We start from the raw sequence: 19,778 nt of genomic DNA on the forward strand, positions 1-19,778 counted from the left end.
CGCGCCGGACAGCGCTTCAGCCGAGCGCAGCGGCCAGCAGCGGCGCCATGAAAATGGCAATTACCAGAAGGGCATAGCCCCCGATTTCCTTCAGCAGACGCGACATTCCCAGCTCCCCGGAGGCCACAAAGCGCCTCCACGGCAGAGATGAGAGCAAAAAGCGTGCCTTGGTCTTCGGGTCTTCGGCGGCCCCTCACCTCCCACGCCCTTCGGGCGCGGGCCCCTCCTCTCCCAGCGGGAGAGGGGTTAATGCGAAGTGCAACCCACCCCTCTCCCGCTTGCGGGAGAGGAGGGACCCATTGCGCAGCAATGGGAGGTGAGGGCCTTAACCCACCGAACCTTCCAGGCTCACTTCCAGCAGCTTCTGCGCCTCGACGGCAAACTCCATCGGCAATTCCTGCAGCACCTCGCGCACGAAACCATTGACCAGCAGGGCCACCGCCTGTTCCTCGCCAATGCCGCGCTGGCGCACATAGAACAGCTGGTCTTCCGACAGTTTCGTCGTCGTCGCCTCATGCTCCAGCTGCGCGTCGGCCCGGCGGTTCTCGATATACGGCACCGTATGCGCCCCGCACCGGTCGCCGATCAGCAGGCTGTCACACTGGGTAAAATTGCGCGCGCCTTCGGCCTTCTTGTTGATGGAAACGAGGCCCCGATAGGTGTTCTCGGACTTGCCCGCCGAGATGCCCTTGGAGATGATCCGGCTCTTCGTGCGCTTGCCCAGATGGATCATCTTGGTGCCGGTGTCGGCCTGCTGGCGCCCGTTTGTGACGGCGATGGAATAGAACTCGCCAACCGAATCATCGCCCCGCAGTACGCAGGACGGATATTTCCACGTCACAGCCGACCCCGTCTCCACCTGCGTCCAGCTGATCTTCGAGCGCGCGCCCCGGCAATCGCCGCGCTTCGTCACGAAGTTATAGATGCCGCCCTTGCCGTCCTCATCGCCCGGCCACCAGTTCTGCACGGTCGAATACTTGATCTCCGCATCATCCAGCGCAACGAGTTCCACCACCGCCGCATGCAGCTGGTTCTCGTCCCGCATCGGCGCGGTGCAACCTTCAAGATAGGACACATACGCGGCTTCATCGGCAATGATCAGCGTGCGCTCGAACTGGCCGGTATTCTCCGCATTCATCCGGAAATAGGTCGACAGCTCCATCGGGCAGCGCACACCCTTCGGGATGTAGACGAAGGATCCATCGGAAAAGACCGCCGAATTCAGCGTCGCATAGAAATTGTCCGTGGTCGGCACAACCGAGCCCAGATACTTCTTCACCAGCTCGGGATGCTCATGCACGGCTTCGGAAATCGACATGAAGATCACGCCGGCCTTCTTCAGCTCCTCGCGGAATGTCGTCGCCACCGAGACAGAATCGAACACGGCGTCCACCGCCACCCGGGGCTTCTCGCGCGCCGCTGCTGCCGTTTCCGCGGCCCCGGCGACGCCCAGGAGCACTTCCGCCTCGCGCAGCGGGATGCCGAGCTTCTCATACGTCTCGAGGATTTCCTTCGGCACCTCGTCGATCGAGTTATACTTCGCCCCGGCCTTCGGCGCGGCGTAATAGTGATAGGCCTGAAAGTCGATCTTCGGATAGCTGACCCGTGCCCAGGTCGGCTCCTCCATCGTCAGCCAGCGGCGATAGGCTTCAAGCCGCCATTCCAGCAGCCATTCCGGCTCATTCTTCTTCGCCGAGATGAACCGCACGGTATCCTCGGAGAGGCCCTTGGGCGCCATCTCCATCTCGATCTCGGTGACGAAGCCGGCCGAATAATTCTCAGACTCGAGCCGCTTGGCCGCCTCGACCGTCTTTGCATCAATGCCGTCCTTCACCTTCACTTCGGTGCACTCGTCATCATGCTCTTCAATTCCGCCGCAGCATTCCATCACGCCGATTCCTTCAACACAGTCCGCCGCGCCGCTTCCAGCCAGGCTTCTGCCACACGCCCGAAATCCGCCGGCGCGCTTGCCCAGCCAAAACTGGCGCGGATGGCCGATTCCGCAAGGGCGTCATCGGCGCCCATCGCCAGCAGCACAAGCGATCTCTTCACCTTGCCCGACGAACAGGCCGAGCCCGCAGAGACGCACACGCCTGCGAGGTCCAGCGCCATCACCTGCGTCTCCGCCCGGAAGCCCGGCCGCGCAAAATTCGACACACCCGCCAGCCGCGGGCTTTCCTCGCCTATCACAACAACGCCGCCCTCGGCCTTCAGCCGCGCTTCCATCGCTTCGCGCGGCCCGGCGAGTTTCGCATACTTCGGCAGGTCCCGAACTGCCGCCGCAGCAGCCGCCCCAAATCCCGCAATCCCGGCGACATTCTCCGTGCCCGAGCGCAGCCCCCGCTCCTGACCGCCGCCATATTGCACCGCCTTCAGCGGCGCCCCGGCCCGGTGCCACAACGCGCCCACGCCCTGCGGCCCGCCGATCTTGTGCGCTGACAACGCAAGGTAATCTGCGCCCAAGAGAGCAACATTCACCGCCGTCTTGCCGAGCCCCTGCACCGTGTCACAGATCGTCAGCCCGCCCGCCGCGCGCACCAGCGCAGCGGCCTCGGCCACAGGCTGCAAGATGCCCGTCTCATTATTCGCCAGCATCAGAACCAGCACCGGCGTACCCTTCGCCGCCCGGTCCCAGGCGCCCAGCCGCGCCTTCAGGTCCTCAAGGTCCACCTGCCCCGATGGCAGCACATAGGCGGTCTCCACCGGCACGCCGGCATGTGCCGCCGCCTTGCCCGCCGCCTCATGCTCGATGGCCGAGACGATCAGCGTCGCCGCCCCGTCCAGCGCCGCCACCGTCCCATAGATCGCCAGCGTCAGGGCTTCGGTGCCCCCGCTGGTAAACACGATATCCTCGGCCCGGCTGCCGATGGCCGCGCCAATCTGGCCCCGCGCCTTTTCGATCACGCCGCGCGCCGCCCGGCCCGCCCGGTGCACCGAGGAGGGGTTGGCCGCGCCAAGCTCCAGCGCTGCGAGCATGGCGTCGCGCGCTTCCGGGCGCAGGGGCGCCGTGGCGTTGTAATCGGCATAGATCATGGCGCCTATATAGGCCGCCAGCGCCCTGAATGCACGGGCTTCCTGCGCCTCTGCGCTCTACTGGGCGGGCGGAGCGACATAGCCGGCTGCCGGCCAGTCGGTGTCCCCTGTGCGGGTTAGGTTCATCTCGAACACTTGCAGAGGCTCGCCGCCCTCTGGCGTGTATTCGCCGATCTGGTCCCAGACGCCATCGGCCACGGTGGCCGTATACACTATCCGCGCGCCCGGCCCCGCCGGCGTGCTCCAGCGGAAGCCGGTCTCCGTCGGCTCGAACGGAAACGTCCCGGCATTGCCGCCGCTATAGCTGCGCATTTCCCAACTGCCGGTGTGATTGTTGCGCGAGACGGCCGCAAAGGCGCTGAAATACAGCGTGCCATCTGCCCCATATCCGCGGCCCTCGATCACAGTGACCGCGCCGTCCAGCATCGGCCCGACCCGCTCGGTCTGGATCACCTCATAGGGCTGCTGGTCCGGCCCGATGCCCTTGGCCGTGCCGATCCATTCGCCGAACAGGAAAGCGAGCGGGTGGCTCTCCGCCGCATCCCCAGCAGCCACCGGCGCCGCCGCAGGCGCCGGCTCCGCCATGCCAACCGGCCCGCCTGCACAGGCCGCCGCCGTCACGAATGCGCCCGCAAGCGCCAGGATCCTGATTTTCAAAGAAGTTTCCCCTGCGCATCAGATGCGGCACCTGCCGCAGGCCGACGCTAACAGACACCGCCCCCGGAGGTGCATAAAAATTTGCTTTTCCGGTCCCAATTGGCCTATCTACCCGCCCTTCTGTGCAAAAAACGCCGAGGTTGCGATGGCCGAGATCATTATTCCGGGTCCCCAGGGCCGTATTGAAGCGCGCTATACCGAGCCGCCCTATCCGGGCGCGCCCATCGCCCTCATCCTGCACCCCCACCCGAAAGCGGGCGGCACGATGCAGGATCCCATCACGATCATGCTCTACCAGCTCTTCGAGAAGCACGGCTTCGGCGTCCTCCGCTACAATTCGCGCGGCGTCGGGCGCAGCCAGGGCACCTATGATCAGGGCATCGGCGAACTCGAGGACGCCGCCTATGTCCTTGATTACCTTGAGAACCTGTCGGAAACCCCGCGCTATGTCTGGTGCGCCGGCTATTCCTTCGGCGCCTGGATCACGCTGCAGCTGCTCATGCGCCGGCCTGAAATTGACGGCTTCCTCGCCATCTCCCCGCCCGCCAACCATTATGACCTCTCCTTCCTCGCGCCCTGCCCGGCCTCCGGCCTGATCATCTCGGGCGACAAGGACGCTGTCGCCTCGCCCGAAGACGTCGAGCGGGCGCTGACCAAGGTGCGCGTCCAGAAAGGCCAGAAGGTCGAGCGCGCCAAGGTCGCCGGCGCCAACCACTTCTATGCCGACCGCCGCGACGAGCTGATCGGCCTGTGCGAGGAATACCTGCTGCGCCGCCTCGCCGAGGCCGAACAGCAACTCCGCCAGGAAGCTGAAGAAGACGACGCCCCCGCCCTCCTAGAAGAAGACGAAGACTTCGAGGATTGATCCTCTGCCCCGGCCCACTCCCCCGCTCGCCCTCGCGCAGGCGGGGGGCGGGCCGGTCCTTTCTGACACGCAACCCCGCGTGCGCGGGGATGAGCGGACAGGTCAGGCCGCCACCACCCCGCCCGTCATCGCCTCCGCCACGCCCGTTGTGCCCGGCCAGCTGAGCGGCAGTCCTCTCGCTGCGCGCACGGCCAGCAGGGCAAACGCCTCCGCCTCGATCGAATCCCCGCGCCAGCCGGCCTGTTCCGCCGACAGCACAGCGCACGGCACGCGCCGTTTCAGCGCCGCCATGAAGGCAGGATTATGCCGCCCGCCGCCGCACGCGATCAGCCGCGCCGGCCGCTCCGGCAGATGCTCGAACCCGCGCGCCACCGCCGCCGCCGAAAACTCCGTCAGTGTCGCCGCGCCATCCTCCAGCGACAGCCCGCGCGCCATCGAGGCGCTGAAATCATACCGGTCGAGCGATTTGGGCGGCGTCTCCTCAAACCAGCCATGATCGAGCAGCTGCGCCAGCAGCCCCTCATGCACTCGCCCAGCCGAGGCGAGCCGCCCGCCGGTGTCCTGCGTGCCTTTCCCATGCCCCTCGACCCATTCATCGATCGGTCCGTTTGCCGGCCCGGTATCAAACGCGATCAGCGTGCCATCGCCCATCCGCGCAGTGATATTCGCCACCCCGCCGAGATTGAGCACCGCCGCTGCCTCCCCGCCGAGCCGCGTCATCAGCGCACCGTGATAGGCAGGCGCCAGCGGCGCGCCCTGCCCGCCAGCTGCCACATCCGCAGACCGGAAATCATAGGCGAGCGGCACGCCCAGCGCCGCGCGCATGGCGCCCGCCTCGATCAGCTGCAGCGTCGCGCCCGGCGCGCCCGGCCTCGCCCTTCGGTGCAGCACCGTCTGCCCGTGCACGCCAGCAATCACAGGCACCGGCGCCCCGGCCTGCCCGGTCAGCATGGCCCAGGCATCGGCATGGGTCGCCGTGATCACCTCGCAGGCCGCCGCAAACGCTGCTTCTGGCCGCGGCCCTGTCCAGTTCCAGGCCCGCGCCGCGTCCGTCGCCGCCTGCAGCACGGCCCGCTCCCCCGGCGTATACTTGCGCTCCGCCACCGGGCCGAACTCCAGCACAGCTTCGCCATCGGTCAGGATCATCGCCGCGTCCACCGCGTCCAGCGAGGTGCCGGACATGAACCCCGCCGCCCAGACCGGGCCTGATTCTACAATCGCCCTGTTCAAGCCCTGCCCTTTCCGTGTTAGGCGCCCTTCGCTCCACGGAGACACAAGAAGATGAGCGAATACAAGTCGGAATTCCTGCGCGAGCTCAGCTGGCGCGGCTTCATCAAGGACACGACGCACAAGGCCGAGCTCGACGCCTATTGCGCTTCCGGCACGCCCGTCGCCTATGTCGGCTATGACGCGACCGCCGACAGCCTGCATGTCGGCCATCTGATGACGATCATGATGCTGCGCATCTTCCAGCGCCATGGCGGCAAGCCGATCACCCTGATGGGCGGCGGCACCACCAAGGTCGGCGACCCGACGGACAAGGAAAAATCCCGCCCCCTGCTCACCGATGAGCAGATCGCCGCCAACATGGCCGGCATCAAGCAGGCCTTCCTGCCTTACATCCGCTTCGGCGATGGCGCTTCGGACGCCGTCATGGTCAATAATGACGACTGGCTGGGCAAGCTCGGCTACATTGAAATGCTGCGCTCGGTCGGCACCTATTTCACCATCAACACGATGGTGAAGCAGGACACGGTCGCCCGCCGGCTCGAGGCTGAGCAGCCCTACACCTTCCTCGAATTCAATTACCTGCTGATGCAGTCCTATGACTTCCTGGAGCTGTTCCGCCGCCATGGCTGCCGGATGCAACTCGGCGGGTCGGACCAGTGGGGCAATATCCTCGGCGGCGTGGACCTGATCCACAAGGCGGATGGCGGGCAGGCCTTCGGCCTGACGGCGCATCTCGTCACCACTTCCTCCGGTGTGAAGATGGGCAAGACGGTCGGCGGCGCGGTCTGGCTGAATGCGGACCGCAAGAGCCCGTATGAATACTGGCAGTTCTGGCGCAACACGGAGGATGCCGATGTCGGCAAGTTCCTCCGTCTGTTCACGGATCTTCCGCAGGACGAAATCCTCCGCCTTGAAGCCCTTCAGGGCGCAGAGATCAATGCGGCCAAGATCGCCCTCGCCAATGCGGCAACGACGCTGCTGCATGGCGAAGCCGCCGCGCAGGAAGCCGAAGCCGCCGCAAGGGCAGTCTTCTCGGCCGGCGCAGCTGCAGACGCATTGCCGACCGTGAATATTCCGCAGGCGGACCTTGCCGCCGGCATCCTCGTGGCCGCCGCCTGCGCCGCTGCCGGGCTGACCAAATCGAACGGCGAAGCCCGCCGGATGATCGAACAGGGCGCGATCCGCCTCAACGATGTGCTCGTGACGGATCCCAACGCAACCCTCACCCTCGCCGACCTGAAAGACGGCGCCGCCAAACTCTCCGCCGGCAAGAAACGCCACGCACTGGTGAAGGCCGGGTAGGTACAACAGACCCGCCATCGCGGTTCCTTCGTCACACTCGACGGGCGACAGCCCGTCTGAGTGCCCATCTCCTCACCTTACCACAATTCCGGGTGGCGACACCCGGAGATGGGCGCTCAGATGGCCCCCGCTATCGCGGCGTCCATCGAGCGTGACGAAACTCAGGAACCGAGCGGTCAATGGAACGCTCTTCTTCCTCACTTCAAAACGTCTCTTCCTTGATCGGCGGAAGCTCTGTGGGAATGGGCTTGTCCGGCGGGCGGGGCATTGCCTCGGGGATGCGCGTATCGGAGGGGTTCTCGAAGATCCGCCGGATCACGCCCGGCGCCAGCGCCGAGAGCGGATTGACCGCCACATTGGCCTTGTCCAGAGTTCCGCGCACGGAATAGGTCAGCGAGAACACGCCCTCCCCGTCACGCCCGACGACGAGGTCGCCCAGGATCGGAATTCCTCCGAGGGCGGAGTTCACACCGAAGCTCGGCACCAGCACCCCATCCAGTTGCAGATCAGTCGTCCGCGTATCCACAAAGCCGCTGGCGGTCAGGCCAAGAGCCGGACCCTGCGCCTTCGCCCCGGAGACCACATATCGGCTGCCCGAAACCTTCAGCGGAATGTCGATCCGCGAGAACAGGACCCCCTCCCCGCCCAGCGTATCCGTCAGCCCCCGGAGCGAGGCGAGCGAGAGGATCTGCGTCAGGAACGGAGCCTCGCGCATCCGCGCATTGGTGATCTGCAGCGCAAGGTCGGCGGGCTGCCCGTCCTTTTCCAGCGTGCCGGAAATCACCATCTGGCCGCCGCTCAGGAAATCGGCGCCGAGGATTGCCCCCGTCAGGAAGCCCGCATCGCCGGACGTCACATCCAACCGCGCCGGGCCATTGCCCGTCGCATCGAGGCGCGCTTCCAGCGGGGCGCCGCCGGCGGTCTGCCCGCTCGCCTCCAATGTCTGCAGCCCGCTGCGCCCGGACGCTGCCATCAGCCTTGCCTGGCGCAGGTCCAGCCCTGGCCGCACTGTCAGCCGGTCGACGGAGGCGGCAAGCCGCATCGGAACCCCGTCATCTTCCGCCGCAGCACTCGCCGCCCCGAGCCCGGAGAGCACGCCCGAAATATCGAGATACCTGCCAGCCAGCGTCACGGTCAGGCTGTTGTCCCGCTCCCGCGCGACGGAGCCTGACACTTCAGCCGAATTGCGCAGGAAGGCTTCGCGCAGCGTGGCCGCAACAAGGCGCGAATCCGCGCCGAGGGTCAAGTCTCCGTCAAGGCGCGCAGAAGGGCTGCGAAAGCTCACGCTCGAGACAGTCCGTCCGTCCACCTCGCGGTGATCAATGGTCGCGGCGGCCTGCTCCCCGGCCGGCTTGATCCATCCGAACTCTGACAAATCAAGCCGCGCCGCAGACAGGTCCGCCCGGACCCGCGACTGCGCCACATCAGGACCATCCAGCTGGACCGTGGCTTCGAACGGCGCCTCGCCGGACATGTACGCCCGCCCGGTAATCCCGAACCGGTTCAGGAAATCAGGGGTCACGGTTCCACGCGCCGTAAGGTCGGAACGCGCATTGCCGGTCATGAAAGCCTGCGTCCAGCGGAAACTGACCGGCGCCGGCCCCAGCTGCCCATCTCCCCGGATCTCCGCCCCGGCCTGGTCCACCGTCACCGTGACCGCCCCGCCCGTCAGGTCATATCCGAGGGCCGCGGCCCGCAGGCCAACCTCCCGCGCGGTGCCGGTCGCGGAGAACCGGACATCCTCATACGGAACTTCGTTCAGCGCCGGCCGGAACATTTCGAATGTCCCTTCCCCCTCGCCGGAGAGGCGCGCCGGATCAAACTCGATCGCGAGCCGCGACTCGACCAGCGTCCGCATGAGCCTGTGCGCAGGGCCACTGGCGCGCCCGAACACGCGCATCTCCTCCCCGCGCGGCCAGAAGGCCGGCAAATGCACCAGCCCCTCGCTGACCTGCCAGCCGGAAAACTGGGCCCGGTCGGCAATCAACCGAAAGCTGTTGCCCGTGAGTTCTCCGCGCCCGAACGCATTGGTCACAGGCGGCAGATCATCAAGGAAGGCAACCGTCACATCCTCCGCGCGGAAGGTCAGGGCCAGATGATCGTCCTTGAGCGATCCATTTTGCAGGCTGTCCCCCTCCAGCCTCAGCCGGCCCCGGATGTCATGCACCGTCCCGCCGCTGATGCGCTGCACGGCAAAGCTTCGGGCCCCGTCGCCCAGCTGGACCGGCCAGAAGGCGTAAACGGTCTCGGGCGTTATCGCTCCGTTCACTGAAAAATTGATCGCGCCGAGCAAGGGAGGCTGCCCCGGTTGCCGTGCCGGCGTGCGCGCCAGCGCTCCGTCGACGCGGAAGGCCGCCCCGCTGCTCGCAAACTCTGCCGTCATTCCGCTGACGGACAAGGCATCGATGTCGGCCTCGCCCGCGATGCGCAGGCTGGCGAGGTCCAACGGGCCTTCGAACATCGGGGCAAGGTTCAGCGTCAGCGCCGGGCTGGTCATCTCGAACGGGCGCGGCCCCTCCCCGCGCAGGGCCGCATCGATCCCGATGGCCGCGGTGCCGGTCACCGGGCCGGCGCCGCGTGTGGCGAGGGTCAGCTCCATCCGGTCCGCCGCCCGGTCATAGGACAGCTCCAACCCCAGATCGCGGACCTCCAGCATCATGTCCGCCAGGCCGATCAGGCCAGCGCCGCTCTGCGTCTCGATCCGCACATGCTCCAGCCCGTCTTCCTCGCTCAGCCCGGCGGTCACCGCGATGGCCGAGACCAGCCCTTCGGCCGCTTCCGGGGCAACGCCCAGCCGTTCGGCGAGATCGCCCAGCGGCCAGGCATCCAGCGCCAGCTCCGCCTCCACGCGCCGCTCCGCATCCAGAAGTGACATCTGCAGCCGGATCGCGCCGGGAAGTCCCGCGCCCTGCCCGTTGCCGGACAGCGCCAGCGTCAGCCCCGCTTCCTTGCGCTCGATCCGCCCGGCCGCGTCATCCACCTGGCCGGTGATCGCGCGCCCTTCGTTCCGGATACGGACTTCAAACCCCTCGAACGCCGCCCGTTCCAGCGTCAGCCCGCCGCCCGCCTCGCGCAGCGCCCGCAGCCAGGCAGGCAGCACCTCGCCGGTATAGTCGATCCAGCCCTGCGGCGTGTCCGGCAGGTCCCGGGTGGGCGCAAAGGGCGGCAGGGGTTCCGCCGCCAGCGCCCAGCGGCCGTCCGGCAACGGATCAAGCGCGATCCATCCCTCGCTGAGATCAATCGCCAGCACCTCTGCCTGCCCGAACAGCAGCGACGAACCGACCAGCGTGATCTGCGCCGCGCGCGCTTCGGCTACCGGCTGGCGGGCATGGTCATACAGGCGCACATCCTGCGCAGTAATCTCGACCCGGCGGCTGCCGCGCGACCATTCCAGCTGTAGTGCGCCCAGCGAGACAGGCCGGCCCTCCCGCGTTTCGGCGAGCGCCCGCTCCACATCATCCCGGAACGGGGCAAGGTCGATCGGCCCGCTCGACAGGCGCAGGAACAACAGCCCGGCCAGCACCAGGGCCAGGAGGATCAGGGCGCCAAGGATTTCCAGGAAGATCACAACGGCGGTCTGACGGACCAAACTTCGGCTCCTCAGAAAAAACACAACAGCCGCAGGGTATTTTGCACAAAGAAACTATAAACAAGATGAACCGGACGAACCATAGGAGGATCACATGACGGCTGCGCCTGCAGAGGGAAAAAAGGCTCCGGAATTCAGGATGGAGACCCTTTCAGGCCCGAAACGGCTGAAAGACTATGCCGGCCGCTGGCTGGTCCTGTATTTCTATCCGAAGGACGACACGCCCGGATGCACCCGGGAGGCGCTGGACTTTACCGCCCTCGCCGCAGAGTTCGACGCGGCCGGTGCCGCCATCCTCGGCGTCTCGCGCGATCCGGTATCCAAACATGAAAAATTCGCGGCCAAGCATGGCCTGACCGTGGAGCTTGGCAGCGATGATGCAGGCTCGGTGTCCAAATCCTATGGCACATGGGAAGAAAAATCCATGTACGGACGAACCTATATGGGAATGGCCCGGCGCACCTTCCTGATCGGGCCCGACGGGCGCATTGCGCGAACCTGGCAAAAGGTAACAGTTGCCGGCCATGCGCAGGAGGTTCTGGACGAAATCCGAAGCCGTTCCCGCGCTTAGTGCCTGTTGCTGACGCAGCAGACGAGCAGGTTAAGCGCAAGTTAACCCCATAAGGCGAAGATTGCTGAAAAATATGTTTTGCAGGGGTTTCGCCCTCAGTCGAATTCGGTATCTATACCCCGGGGTGTAGGAGTTGCTGCGGAGGGGTCCGTGGCGCACATGTTCAAGTATCCAGCGGACGGGTCACTTACATGGCTAAGTTGAGTGCTAACCTCAAAACGGCGTTTGATCGCGCGTTCCCGGAACGTCAGATCTATCACCGGAGCGGAGGCACCGTCCGATACATATCCGTCTCTCCCTGGCAGCAGGCCATCATGGCCGCGGGCATCACCGCCCTGGCTGGCTGGACCGTTTTCGCGACTGCCAATTTCCTGGTGGGCGGCGGCCCCTCGGGCGCCGGCGCGGCGGAGAGCAAGGAACTCGCGAAATACGAGCGCTGGGTGCACAACCTGCGCGCTCAGGAATCGCTGCAGCGCACCCTGTTGGAAGAGCGCACCCGCGAAACAGCCGAGCTTGAAGCCAAGCAGCGCGCGCTGGAAGAACTGCTGAACGAGATCCGCGATGAGGACGGGCTGAAACTTTCCGCGCTCGAAGGCGATGGGGCTTCCCTGCTGATCGAGGCGACGATCGAGGAATCCGACCGGCGCCAGTCGCGCGACGCGCATTTCAGCTTTGCAGCGGTCGGCATGAACGCGGCACGCGGCACACCCCGCGCCATCGAGGCGGACATGCTCCGCCTGTTCAACCAGATGGAAGACATGGCCGCCGAACGGGCGGAGCGCGCCCGGGGCGTCCTGATGCTGACCCAGGTCAGCACCGAACGGATGGGCACCCCGCCCCAGGCCGGCGTTGGCGGGCCGCTCGTCTCGCTCGGCTCGCTCACCTCCTCCGGGGCCGCTGCGGGCCTGCGTGACACCAACTTCACCATCCGCCTAGACCAGGTGCGCGCGCGGATGCTCGAGATGAAGCATTATGAAGGGCTCGTCCGCGACCTGCCCCTCGGCAAGCCAATCAGCGTGCCGTATCGCTATACCAGCCGCTATGGCCGGCGGATTGACCCGTTCACCCGCCGGATGGCCGCGCACCTTGGCCTCGACATGGCCGCCTATCGGGACGCGCCTATCGTCACCACAGGCCCGGGGCGCGTCGTCCATGCCGGCTCTCGCGGCGCTTACGGGCTGCTGGTCGAGGTTGACCACGGAAATGGCTTCTCGACCCGGTATGCTCACCTGCGCTCGATCACCGTGAAGGTCGGCGATAAGGTCAAACAAGGTGATCTGATCGGACGGATGGGCTCAACGGGGCGCAGTACCGGGGATCACCTTCACTATGAAGTGTGGTACAATAATAAACCATACGACCCGATGAATTTCCTGAAAGCAGGCAGACATGTTCACCAAGAATAACAAACCGGCCCCGCCGCCGGCTGCAGAAGCGCAGAAACCGGTGCCCGCCCAGGAGGCCGTGCGCGGCGCCGTGACGAAATCGGCCGCCCGCGCCGCTTCGATCATCTGTGCAGACATGCGCATCAATGGCTCCGTGACTTCCGAAGGCGCCCTGCAGATCGACGGCATCGTCGACGGGGATGTCAGCGCGACCGACATCACGATTGGCGCCAGCGGCCAGATCACCGGCGAGGTGAAAGCCGAAGTCGTCAAGGTGAAGGGCAAGATCAAGGGCTCCATCCGCGCCCGGAAGGTCGAGCTGGAAACCGGCGCGCATGTGAAGGGCGACATCGTCCACTCCTCGCTGCAGATCCAGTCGAACGCCGTCTTTGAAGGCCAGGTCAAGCACGCCGAAGACCCGCTGCGGGATACCGGCCCGGTTGCCGCGTCCGATGTGAAACCGTCGGCAAGCGCCAGCGCCCCGGCCGCAGCCGGCAATGGCAATGGAAACGGGCATGGCGGAACAGTTGGCGCCCCGCCGGTTGCGCCCCCGGGCTGATCGCCCCGCTCGTCTGAGATCATCTCTGAAAGTCCAGGAACACCGGCAGTTTTTATTGCCGGTGTTTTTCTTTTGGGGCCGTGCCAAAGGCAGACAGGCCGTGCCGCCTCGCCAGTGGGGGCGCCCCCAACCTCACTCTCGCCGCCACCGCGCAGTCGACGAGCTGCTCCTGCGGTGCGGGTGCGTACCGCCCTTTAAGCCCCCCCCCTATAGGCCGCTGGCGGCGAAAGGCGCCAAGAAAAAACCCCGGACGCGGGGCCCGGGGTTTCTTTGAAGGCGTGTCCGGAAAGACCCGGCCCGATCAGACCGGCTGCGCGGAGACCCGGCGGCATTCCGGCGTGTCGCGGAACCGCTGCTCCAGCTCCGTCAGACGCTCGCGCACCGTGCGGCAGCCTTCCGGCAGGTTCTCGTCGCCAACCACCGACAGGCGCTGACAGATCTTCTGCTCGTTCTGGACATTGGACAGGGCGGACTGGACCTCGAAGCACACCAGCGCCGCCGCCGTGTATTCCTCCGAATCCATGAAGGCGAGCCAGCCGCGGCCAGCCGGGTTGTTGGCCTGGCGGAAGGCTTCGCGGGCGCCGGAGCGGTCATTGCGCTCATACCGGGACTGGCCAATGCGAACCCAGGCTGCCGCGCGGTCACGGATGCCGGGAGTGTTCAGGGCCCGGGTCAGCGCTTCTTCGGTTTCAGCCCAGCGGCCAAGCTCGTTATAGGAGGCGCCGAGACGCTCATACATCGCGCCGCCGCCGCCCATTTCGGCGGCCTGACGGATCACCGGGATCGCCTTCTCATGCTCACGCGCCACCTGGTAGAGGTTGGCGAGCAGGTCGAGCCGCTCAACGGTCTTCTGGATGCGACCGGCATTCATTTCCTTCTCGAGGATCCGGGCAGCGTGATAAGGCGCGTCCAGACGGTTATAGAAGTTCACGATCCGCATGATCTCTTCTTCGGTGCGCAGGAGGCCGGCGAGATACATCGCCTTCTGCACTTCGAAGGCACGCTGCTCCTGGTTGGCCTGGAACAGGTTGCCGGCGATGGCATCCCAATAGCGCCGCTCCTGCGGGTTGCGCTCGACGAGCACTTCCAGGATCTCGGCGACCTTGGCGTTGTTGTTTGTGCGGTCATAGAGGAAAAGGAGGAGGTCGTAGAGCTGCTGGTCGAACCGGCTGCCATCCTCGCGGCGGACTTCCTCGGCCCAGCGGACGGCCTCGGCATAATTGTCGGCGCGCTGGTTCAGTACGGCGAGCTGCCATTTCTGCGTCCGGTCCGGCCGGCCGCCGGCGCGCTGCCAGCGGGTCATGTATTCGAGCGCCTGACGCAGGTCTTCTTCCTGCAGATAGATCTGGGCGATGTTGTAATAGGTCGAGGCCATCTGGTCCTGCGGAATGGCGCCCATATTGATCAGCGACAGGAGGTCCTGCACCGCGCCGCGGCGGTCGCCGCGCTCCAGCTTCACATAGGCGCCAAGACGGACGATCGCGATCCGCTCATAGCAATTGAGTTCCATGGTCTGCAGCGTCTGGAGACGCGCGGCGGCGGTGTTGAAATCCTTGTTGGTCATCGCCGCGGTTTCGGCTTCGAGGTAGATCGCCCCGGTCCGCGCGCCGAACTGGGTCTCGGTACAGGCCTGCTGCGCCAGCGCGCTGCCTGCGCCCATGACCGCCATCACCCCGGCCACGATCGCCCCTTTGAGGATTGCCTTGAACTGCATCTGTCTTTCTCCTGACCGTTTGCACGGTGTCGTGATGTTCTGGGGCGCCTGGGAGGCGGCAAACCTCCGCCGGCAGCCCGGAAGGGCGGAGCTGGCCGCCGCGCCCGCCAGGACGCCGGCGGCCAGGCCCGGAAGCCCTACTGGAGCTTGAACTCCAGCGGGTAAACCACGTTGCGGCGCTCAACCGCCTGGCCGCGAACAATCTTCGGTGCGAATTCCACGCGGGACACGGCCCGTTCGGCTTCGGACTTGAAGATGTTATCGGTGCAGGTCGCCGAGACATTGTAGGGCTTGCCGCGCGTGTCCACGTCGAAGCGGACATCGCAGGAGCCGGAAATGCCGCGCTCGGCGGCGCGCTGCGGGAAGGACGGGGCCGGCGGCCGGATCGGCTGCGCGTCACGGTCCGACACCGCCACCGGGTCGATGGCAAGGCTCTGCATCCGGCCAAGGTCGAGGTTCTGCGGCGCGCCGCCCTCGATCTTCGGCGTCGGCAGGTTGATGCTCGACTTGGTGGCCGACTGTTTCGGCGGCGGCGGCGGCTTCTGGGCAGCATCAATCTGCTTCGGCGGGGTCCGGGTGCGCGTGCGCATCTCGCTATCCTGCTTCTGCGGGGTGATGGCGGACAGGGTCCGCGTTTCCGCCTCGTTCAGCTCGATTTCCTTGACCGAAATCAGCCAGTTCATCAGGAAAAAGATCGCCAGCACGATCGGCACCGCGATCAGGACACCGATCAGAAGGCGCAACAGGGGATTGTTCATCATGTCTGCGATCTCCTCTAGCCGCTGGTTTTTGCCGAGATATTGATGACCGTAGACCCATCAATCTTGTTGATGGCTTCCATTACGTCAACCATTACTTGCGCCTCGGCATCCACATCGGTCTGCAGGACGATCTCTCCGCGCGGGTTGTCTCCCCGCATCTCCCGGATAATAAAGCCTATTTCCGATGGGGCGACCCGCTGCTTGTCGACATAGATTTCACTGTTCTTGTCGATGGCGATCAGGATCGCGAGCGGCTTGACGCTGGCTTTGTTGTCAACGTCCGGCCGAAGAACCGGAACGCCCGGCTCCTTGATGAACTGCGCGGTAACGATGAAGAAGATCAGGAGGATGAACACCACGTCCAGCATGGGCGTGAGGTTCACATCCGTATCGTTCTTGGGCCCCCCGGAGGATTGGCGTTTTCTGCGTGCCATAGTTCGGGTCTCCTCTGGATCAGCTCTGCGAAATCACGATGTTCACGCGATCCCTGAAGCCGGCATTGTAGGCCTCGTCCCGTATCCGGATCACCATACCACTGCGGGTTCTCGGATGGGCCTGGATGATGAGCGCGCTGTTGGGCTGTTCGGCCACGACACGCTCGATGTTCGCCCGGACGGAGCCGATATCGGTCACCCTTCCGTTCACAGTGATGAGGTTGGACTCATCAATGAAGATCAGGATGGCCGGCACCGGCGGTGGCGGCTCGTCCGTGGGCGGCGGTGGCGGCGGCGGCGGTTCGAGGCCGATGGCCTCTTCCCGTGCGAAGGTCGCCGTCACAATGAAGAAGATAAGCAGGATGAACACAACATCCAGCATGGGAGTCAGGTCGACTTCGGCCTCATCAGGCTGTCTCGATGAACGTCCGCGCATCAGCTGATCTCCATCTCGTCTTCGACAGCCTGGACTGCGCGGCTGACCCGCCGGTCCATGCCCGAGGTGAACATGATGCCTGACAGGGATGCCACCATGCCCGCCATCGTTGGGATCGTGGCGCGCGACACACCGGCCGACATGGCCTTCGCATCCGCGCCCGAAGTGATCGCCATGATGTCGAACACCGCGACCATGCCGGTCACTGTGCCGAGCAGACCCAGCAATGGCGCAAGCGCCACCATTGCCTTCGTCAGCTGCACGTTCGCTTCCGCCTTGCCCCGGACTTCGGAGACGAGCTTGTCGCGCACCCAGTGGGCCAGGGCTGACTTGCGGTCAGACCGGGCGCGCCACTCGGCGACCGCCTCAGCGGCCACCTGCTTGTGCGCAAAGCGGAAATAGAACAGCCGTTCCAGGATCAGGGCCCACATCACGAAGGTTGCGGCCATGATGACGACGAGCACCGGGCCGCCGCGATCAAGGAAGGCTTGCAGGTCTTGGAAACCCATACCGGGTTACTCCTCTGACGCTACGGAGCCCGGGCTTATGCCCGGCCTCCTTGCAGCGATTCCATTTTCTCGGCGACGAGACCGGCAGCCTGCTCATCGAGCAGTTGCTGGTTGCCGCGCGCCATGGCCGAGACGACCGCGTGAATCAGGAGCAGCGGGATAGCTGCCACGAGACCGAACACGGTGGTCATCAGCGCGACCGAGATACCGCCAGCCATCAGCTTCGGATCGCCGGCACCGTAGATGGTGATGGCGGTAAAGGTGATGATCATACCGATAACCGTACCGAGCAGACCCATCAGCGGGGCGACAGCGGCCAGCACCTTGATGATGTCGTTGAGGCGCTCGATGCGGGGGCTCTCGCGCAGGATCTGCTCGTCGAGCTTCAGTTCGAGGGTCTCGACATCGGCATTGCGGTTGTTCTCGTAGACTTCGAAGACGCGGGCCAGCGGATTGCCGGTGCCGGCCTGTTTCGTCTTGGCCGTTGCGCGCATTGCGCCGCCCATCGTGAACAGGGTGAAGATCTTGAACAGGCCGATCAGGATACCGACGAAGGCAAGGAAGGCGATGACCGCGCCGACCGGGCCACCCTGGGCGAGACGCTCGCCGAAGGTCGGCAGGTCGCCGAGGATGCTGAACAGCGCGCCTCTGGACGGATCGACCGGTGCGCGGACCAGCTGGCCTTCACCCGCCTGGATCAGCGAGCGCATGGTCGAGGCATAGGTGCCGCCCGGCTGTTTCGGGAAGGCGGTCAGGAAGGTGCTGCCGGCGGTGTCGCTGCGGCCGACTTCGACGAACTGGCGGTCCGCCGTGGTGGCTGCGGTGAACACGCCGATGCGGAACACTTCGACTTCAGCGTTGGAGCCGTTCGGGCCGACGCCGTTGACGACAGCGTTGAAGGCTTTCACTTCCGACTGCGCGATCATTTCCTGCAGCATCGCCTTGGGCAGACGCTCCAGCTGGGCGCGGGTCGGCAGGGTGCGGGCTTCGGCGATCTCGGCGATGCCGGCCACGCGGCCCTGATAGTCGAAATTGGCGATCGAGTTGGCGATCAGCGGCATGGTGGCGCCGGCTGCAGACCGGAACTGGCCAAGCAGCTCCTGGAAGTCGCCGGCCTGTTCGGACACCTGCTGGTCGAGTTGCGAGAGGCGGGCCTCGTTGGCGTTGAACTCGGCAGCGAGCGCGCGGCCGCGGGCTTCGGCGGCGGCGAGGGCGTTGCGGGCCTCGGTCATCCGGGCGGCCTGGCTGGCGCGGTCGGCCTGGAATTCGCGCAGGCGCTGTTGGTCAGCAGCCGACATCTGTTCGGAGTCGCGGCGGACGGCGGCAAGGACGTCCGAAAGCGACTGGGCGAACACCGGCGGAGCGGCGAGGATTGCCGAAGCGCCGATCAGGAGGGACGCACCGGCAGCCTTCAGGGAAGAAGAAATCTTGAACATGCTGTGAAACCTTTAGCTTCTGACGGACGGCCGGTTACTGGACCGAGAATTTCTGGACAGGAGCGAACAGCACGACCTGCTGGGCCTTGCCTTCAGCGACGCGGATCGCCTGCTGGATGTCCGGAACATAGCTGTTCGGCAGGTCCACCCACTCGCGCGTGGCGCGGTCAAACCGGGCCGCGCGGCCATTCGGCGTCACATAAACCAGAGCCACACGGCCATACTGGAACATCTGGACGGTCGTCGGCGCGCCGTTGATCTCCATTTCTTCCGGCCAGGTATCCATCGTGCTGCCATATTCCATCTCGGCCGCGTAGGCTTCCATGATCAGGCGGTACTGTTCAGCGGCAGAGACGTTGGCCGAGGCCATCGCACCATCGAGGCCCGCGAGGCGGTCCTGGCGCAGGTCCATCTTGAAGGGCAGGTCCGCGTTCACGAAAAGCTTCAGGTCCTCGATCATGCTGAGCAGCATCGGCACCGTCTGGGCCGTGATGTCGTCGATCGAGCCGAGCTGCTGGGCGAGCGACTCGATTTCCTCGCGCTGGCCGGCCACGACGAGGGCCTGCTGGCGGGCGAACAGCTCAGCCGCGTCGCGGCGCTGCAGCAGCGTGCGATATTCGCGGGTCATGTCCGAGCGCTCATCATCGAGCTGGTTGATCTGCTGCTGGATCTGGGCTGCACGCCGGGTCGCCTGCTCGCCGGTGTTCAGCGCATCGCGCAGCTGGGCCTGGGCCGGAATGGCCAGCCCGAGAATGAGCGCAGCAGCGATCACACTGCGGGCGGGTGTAAGACGTTTCTTCATGAGGTCAGCCTCTCAACTCTCCAAACGGTGACGCGCCCCTGCGGGCGCGCAAATCCTGGTTCCGGGCGGACCTGCTGGCGAGGCCGTCCCAATTGTTCCCGGCTCAGACACACAAGAGCCAAAGTTTACCTGGAAGCGGTGGATCACACCATCACCTCCCCTGCTGGTAAGTCCGGGGCGTTTGCCGCCCTCTGTTCTTGTTACCCGTCTGCGCGGATCGATCCGGCTTTCTGCTGCGGATTGCCGCAAGCCTTAACGGTGAAGCGCAACGGTAACAATCCTCTAATTGCCGATCAATCCGGCTTTACGGTTCGTTCAGAAAATACCCCCGCCCGGATCGAACACAACCTGCCGCATGCAGCGCGCCCGGATGCAAGATCTCCTGCCCCCCGCGACCTCTAATCCGCAAATGTGACAATTATCCCGGCACCCGGCGCCCATTCAGGGATCACTGGCACGGATCACCTGTCGGACATGTGCCTCGCACGCGGGAGA

17 protein-coding genes are annotated in these 19,778 nt (G+C 65.4%); 5 read left to right on the forward strand and 12 right to left on the reverse strand.

Annotation, left to right across the window (positions count from 1 at the left end; all coding sequences use genetic code 11):
- Nucleotides 1–325: 325 nt before the first annotated feature.
- The 3 genes from sufB to ACK4SV_RS05675 are packed head-to-tail and all read right to left on the reverse strand — an operon-like array spanning nucleotide 326 to nucleotide 3,690.
- Complete coding sequence (gene sufB / locus ACK4SV_RS05665) at nucleotides 326–1,888, reverse strand: Fe-S cluster assembly protein SufB (RefSeq protein WP_409916833.1); 1,563 nt, start codon at nucleotides 1,886–1,888, stop codon at nucleotides 326–328.
- Nucleotides 1,888–3,033: a cysteine desulfurase family protein gene (locus ACK4SV_RS05670; RefSeq protein ID WP_409916834.1), complete on the reverse strand. Its 1,146-nt coding sequence runs from the start codon at nucleotides 3,031–3,033 to the stop codon at nucleotides 1,888–1,890. Before ACK4SV_RS05670 ends, sufB begins: the two co-directional genes overlap by 1 nt.
- A 57-nt stretch (nucleotides 3,034–3,090) precedes the next feature.
- On the reverse strand, nucleotides 3,091–3,690 hold the full coding sequence (locus ACK4SV_RS05675; protein ID WP_409916835.1) for a DUF1579 domain-containing protein: 600 nt from the start codon (nucleotides 3,688–3,690) through the stop codon (nucleotides 3,091–3,093).
- 145 nt (nucleotides 3,691–3,835) lie between these two features.
- Between ACK4SV_RS05675 and ACK4SV_RS05680 the strand changes: the two genes are divergently transcribed.
- Nucleotides 3,836–4,555 carry an alpha/beta hydrolase gene (locus tag ACK4SV_RS05680; protein WP_409916836.1) on the forward strand — a complete coding sequence of 240 codons (720 nt, stop codon included), beginning with the start codon at nucleotides 3,836–3,838 and terminating at the stop codon, nucleotides 4,553–4,555.
- Nucleotides 4,556–4,657: 102 nt separating this feature from the next.
- Here ACK4SV_RS05680 and ACK4SV_RS05685 read toward each other — a convergent pair whose 3' ends face one another.
- Nucleotides 4,658–5,785, reverse strand: coding sequence for an anhydro-N-acetylmuramic acid kinase (locus ACK4SV_RS05685; protein WP_409916837.1), 1,128 nt, complete (start codon nucleotides 5,783–5,785; stop codon nucleotides 4,658–4,660).
- A gap of 51 nt (nucleotides 5,786–5,836) precedes the next feature.
- Here ACK4SV_RS05685 and tyrS point away from each other — a divergent pair, with 51 nt between their 5' ends.
- Nucleotides 5,837–7,087 (forward strand): tyrosine--tRNA ligase, encoded by a 1,251-nt coding sequence (gene tyrS / locus ACK4SV_RS05690; RefSeq protein ID WP_409916838.1) that lies wholly within the window; start codon nucleotides 5,837–5,839, stop codon nucleotides 7,085–7,087.
- Between the two features lie 202 nt (nucleotides 7,088–7,289).
- Here the strand turns inward: tyrS and ACK4SV_RS05695 are convergent, their stop codons facing one another.
- Nucleotides 7,290–10,676 (reverse strand): AsmA-like C-terminal domain-containing protein, encoded by a 3,387-nt coding sequence (locus ACK4SV_RS05695; protein ID WP_409916839.1) that lies wholly within the window; start codon nucleotides 10,674–10,676, stop codon nucleotides 7,290–7,292.
- A 94-nt stretch (nucleotides 10,677–10,770) separates the two neighbouring features.
- Between ACK4SV_RS05695 and ACK4SV_RS05700 the strand changes: the two genes are divergently transcribed.
- The 3 genes from ACK4SV_RS05700 to ACK4SV_RS05710 all read left to right on the forward strand — a co-directional run bounded on the left by ACK4SV_RS05700 (nucleotide 10,771) and on the right by ACK4SV_RS05710 (nucleotide 13,191).
- Nucleotides 10,771–11,247, forward strand: coding sequence for a peroxiredoxin (locus ACK4SV_RS05700; RefSeq protein ID WP_409916840.1), 477 nt, complete (start codon nucleotides 10,771–10,773; stop codon nucleotides 11,245–11,247).
- 191 nt (nucleotides 11,248–11,438) lie between these two features.
- Nucleotides 11,439–12,653 carry a peptidoglycan DD-metalloendopeptidase family protein gene (locus ACK4SV_RS05705; RefSeq protein WP_409916841.1) on the forward strand — a complete coding sequence of 405 codons (1,215 nt, stop codon included), beginning with the start codon at nucleotides 11,439–11,441 and terminating at the stop codon, nucleotides 12,651–12,653.
- On the forward strand, nucleotides 12,637–13,191 hold the full coding sequence (locus ACK4SV_RS05710; RefSeq protein WP_409916842.1) for a polymer-forming cytoskeletal protein: 555 nt from the start codon (nucleotides 12,637–12,639) through the stop codon (nucleotides 13,189–13,191). The genes ACK4SV_RS05705 and ACK4SV_RS05710 overlap by 17 nt, the downstream gene beginning before the upstream one ends.
- Before the next feature lie 301 nt (nucleotides 13,192–13,492).
- On the opposite strand, the gene ACK4SV_RS05715 is transcribed toward ACK4SV_RS05710, so the two are convergent.
- From ACK4SV_RS05715 to ACK4SV_RS05745, 7 genes are all read right to left on the reverse strand, one after another.
- A complete protein-coding gene (locus ACK4SV_RS05715) occupies nucleotides 13,493–14,905 on the reverse strand; it encodes a hypothetical protein (protein ID WP_409916843.1) in 1,413 nt (470 codons plus the stop codon).
- A gap of 137 nt (nucleotides 14,906–15,042) precedes the next feature.
- Nucleotides 15,043–15,666, reverse strand: a complete 624-nt coding sequence (locus ACK4SV_RS05720) for an energy transducer TonB (protein WP_409916844.1) — start codon at nucleotides 15,664–15,666, stop codon at nucleotides 15,043–15,045.
- Between the two features lie 14 nt (nucleotides 15,667–15,680).
- A complete protein-coding gene (locus ACK4SV_RS05725; RefSeq protein ID WP_409916845.1) occupies nucleotides 15,681–16,100 on the reverse strand; it encodes an ExbD/TolR family protein in 420 nt (139 codons plus the stop codon).
- 19 nt (nucleotides 16,101–16,119) lie between these two features.
- On the reverse strand, nucleotides 16,120–16,536 hold the full coding sequence (locus tag ACK4SV_RS05730) for an ExbD/TolR family protein (RefSeq protein WP_409916846.1): 417 nt from the start codon (nucleotides 16,534–16,536) through the stop codon (nucleotides 16,120–16,122).
- The gene (locus ACK4SV_RS05735; RefSeq protein WP_409916847.1) at nucleotides 16,536–17,045 is read right to left on the reverse strand and encodes a MotA/TolQ/ExbB proton channel family protein; all 510 of its coding nucleotides are present in this window, start codon (nucleotides 17,043–17,045) and stop codon (nucleotides 16,536–16,538) included. The genes ACK4SV_RS05730 and ACK4SV_RS05735 overlap by 1 nt, the downstream gene beginning before the upstream one ends.
- A gap of 35 nt (nucleotides 17,046–17,080) precedes the next feature.
- Entirely contained in the window at nucleotides 17,081–18,481 is a 1,401-nt protein-coding gene (locus tag ACK4SV_RS05740) for a MotA/TolQ/ExbB proton channel family protein (RefSeq protein WP_409916848.1), read from the reverse strand.
- A gap of 34 nt (nucleotides 18,482–18,515) precedes the next feature.
- Nucleotides 18,516–19,283 carry a DUF3450 domain-containing protein gene (locus tag ACK4SV_RS05745; RefSeq protein ID WP_409916849.1) on the reverse strand — a complete coding sequence of 256 codons (768 nt, stop codon included), beginning with the start codon at nucleotides 19,281–19,283 and terminating at the stop codon, nucleotides 18,516–18,518.
- Between the last annotated feature and the right edge of the window lie 495 nt (nucleotides 19,284–19,778).

The sequence above is a fragment of the Hyphomonas sp. genome (assembly GCF_046313735.1).
Taxonomy (GTDB): Bacteria; Pseudomonadota; Alphaproteobacteria; order Caulobacterales; family Hyphomonadaceae; genus Hyphomonas.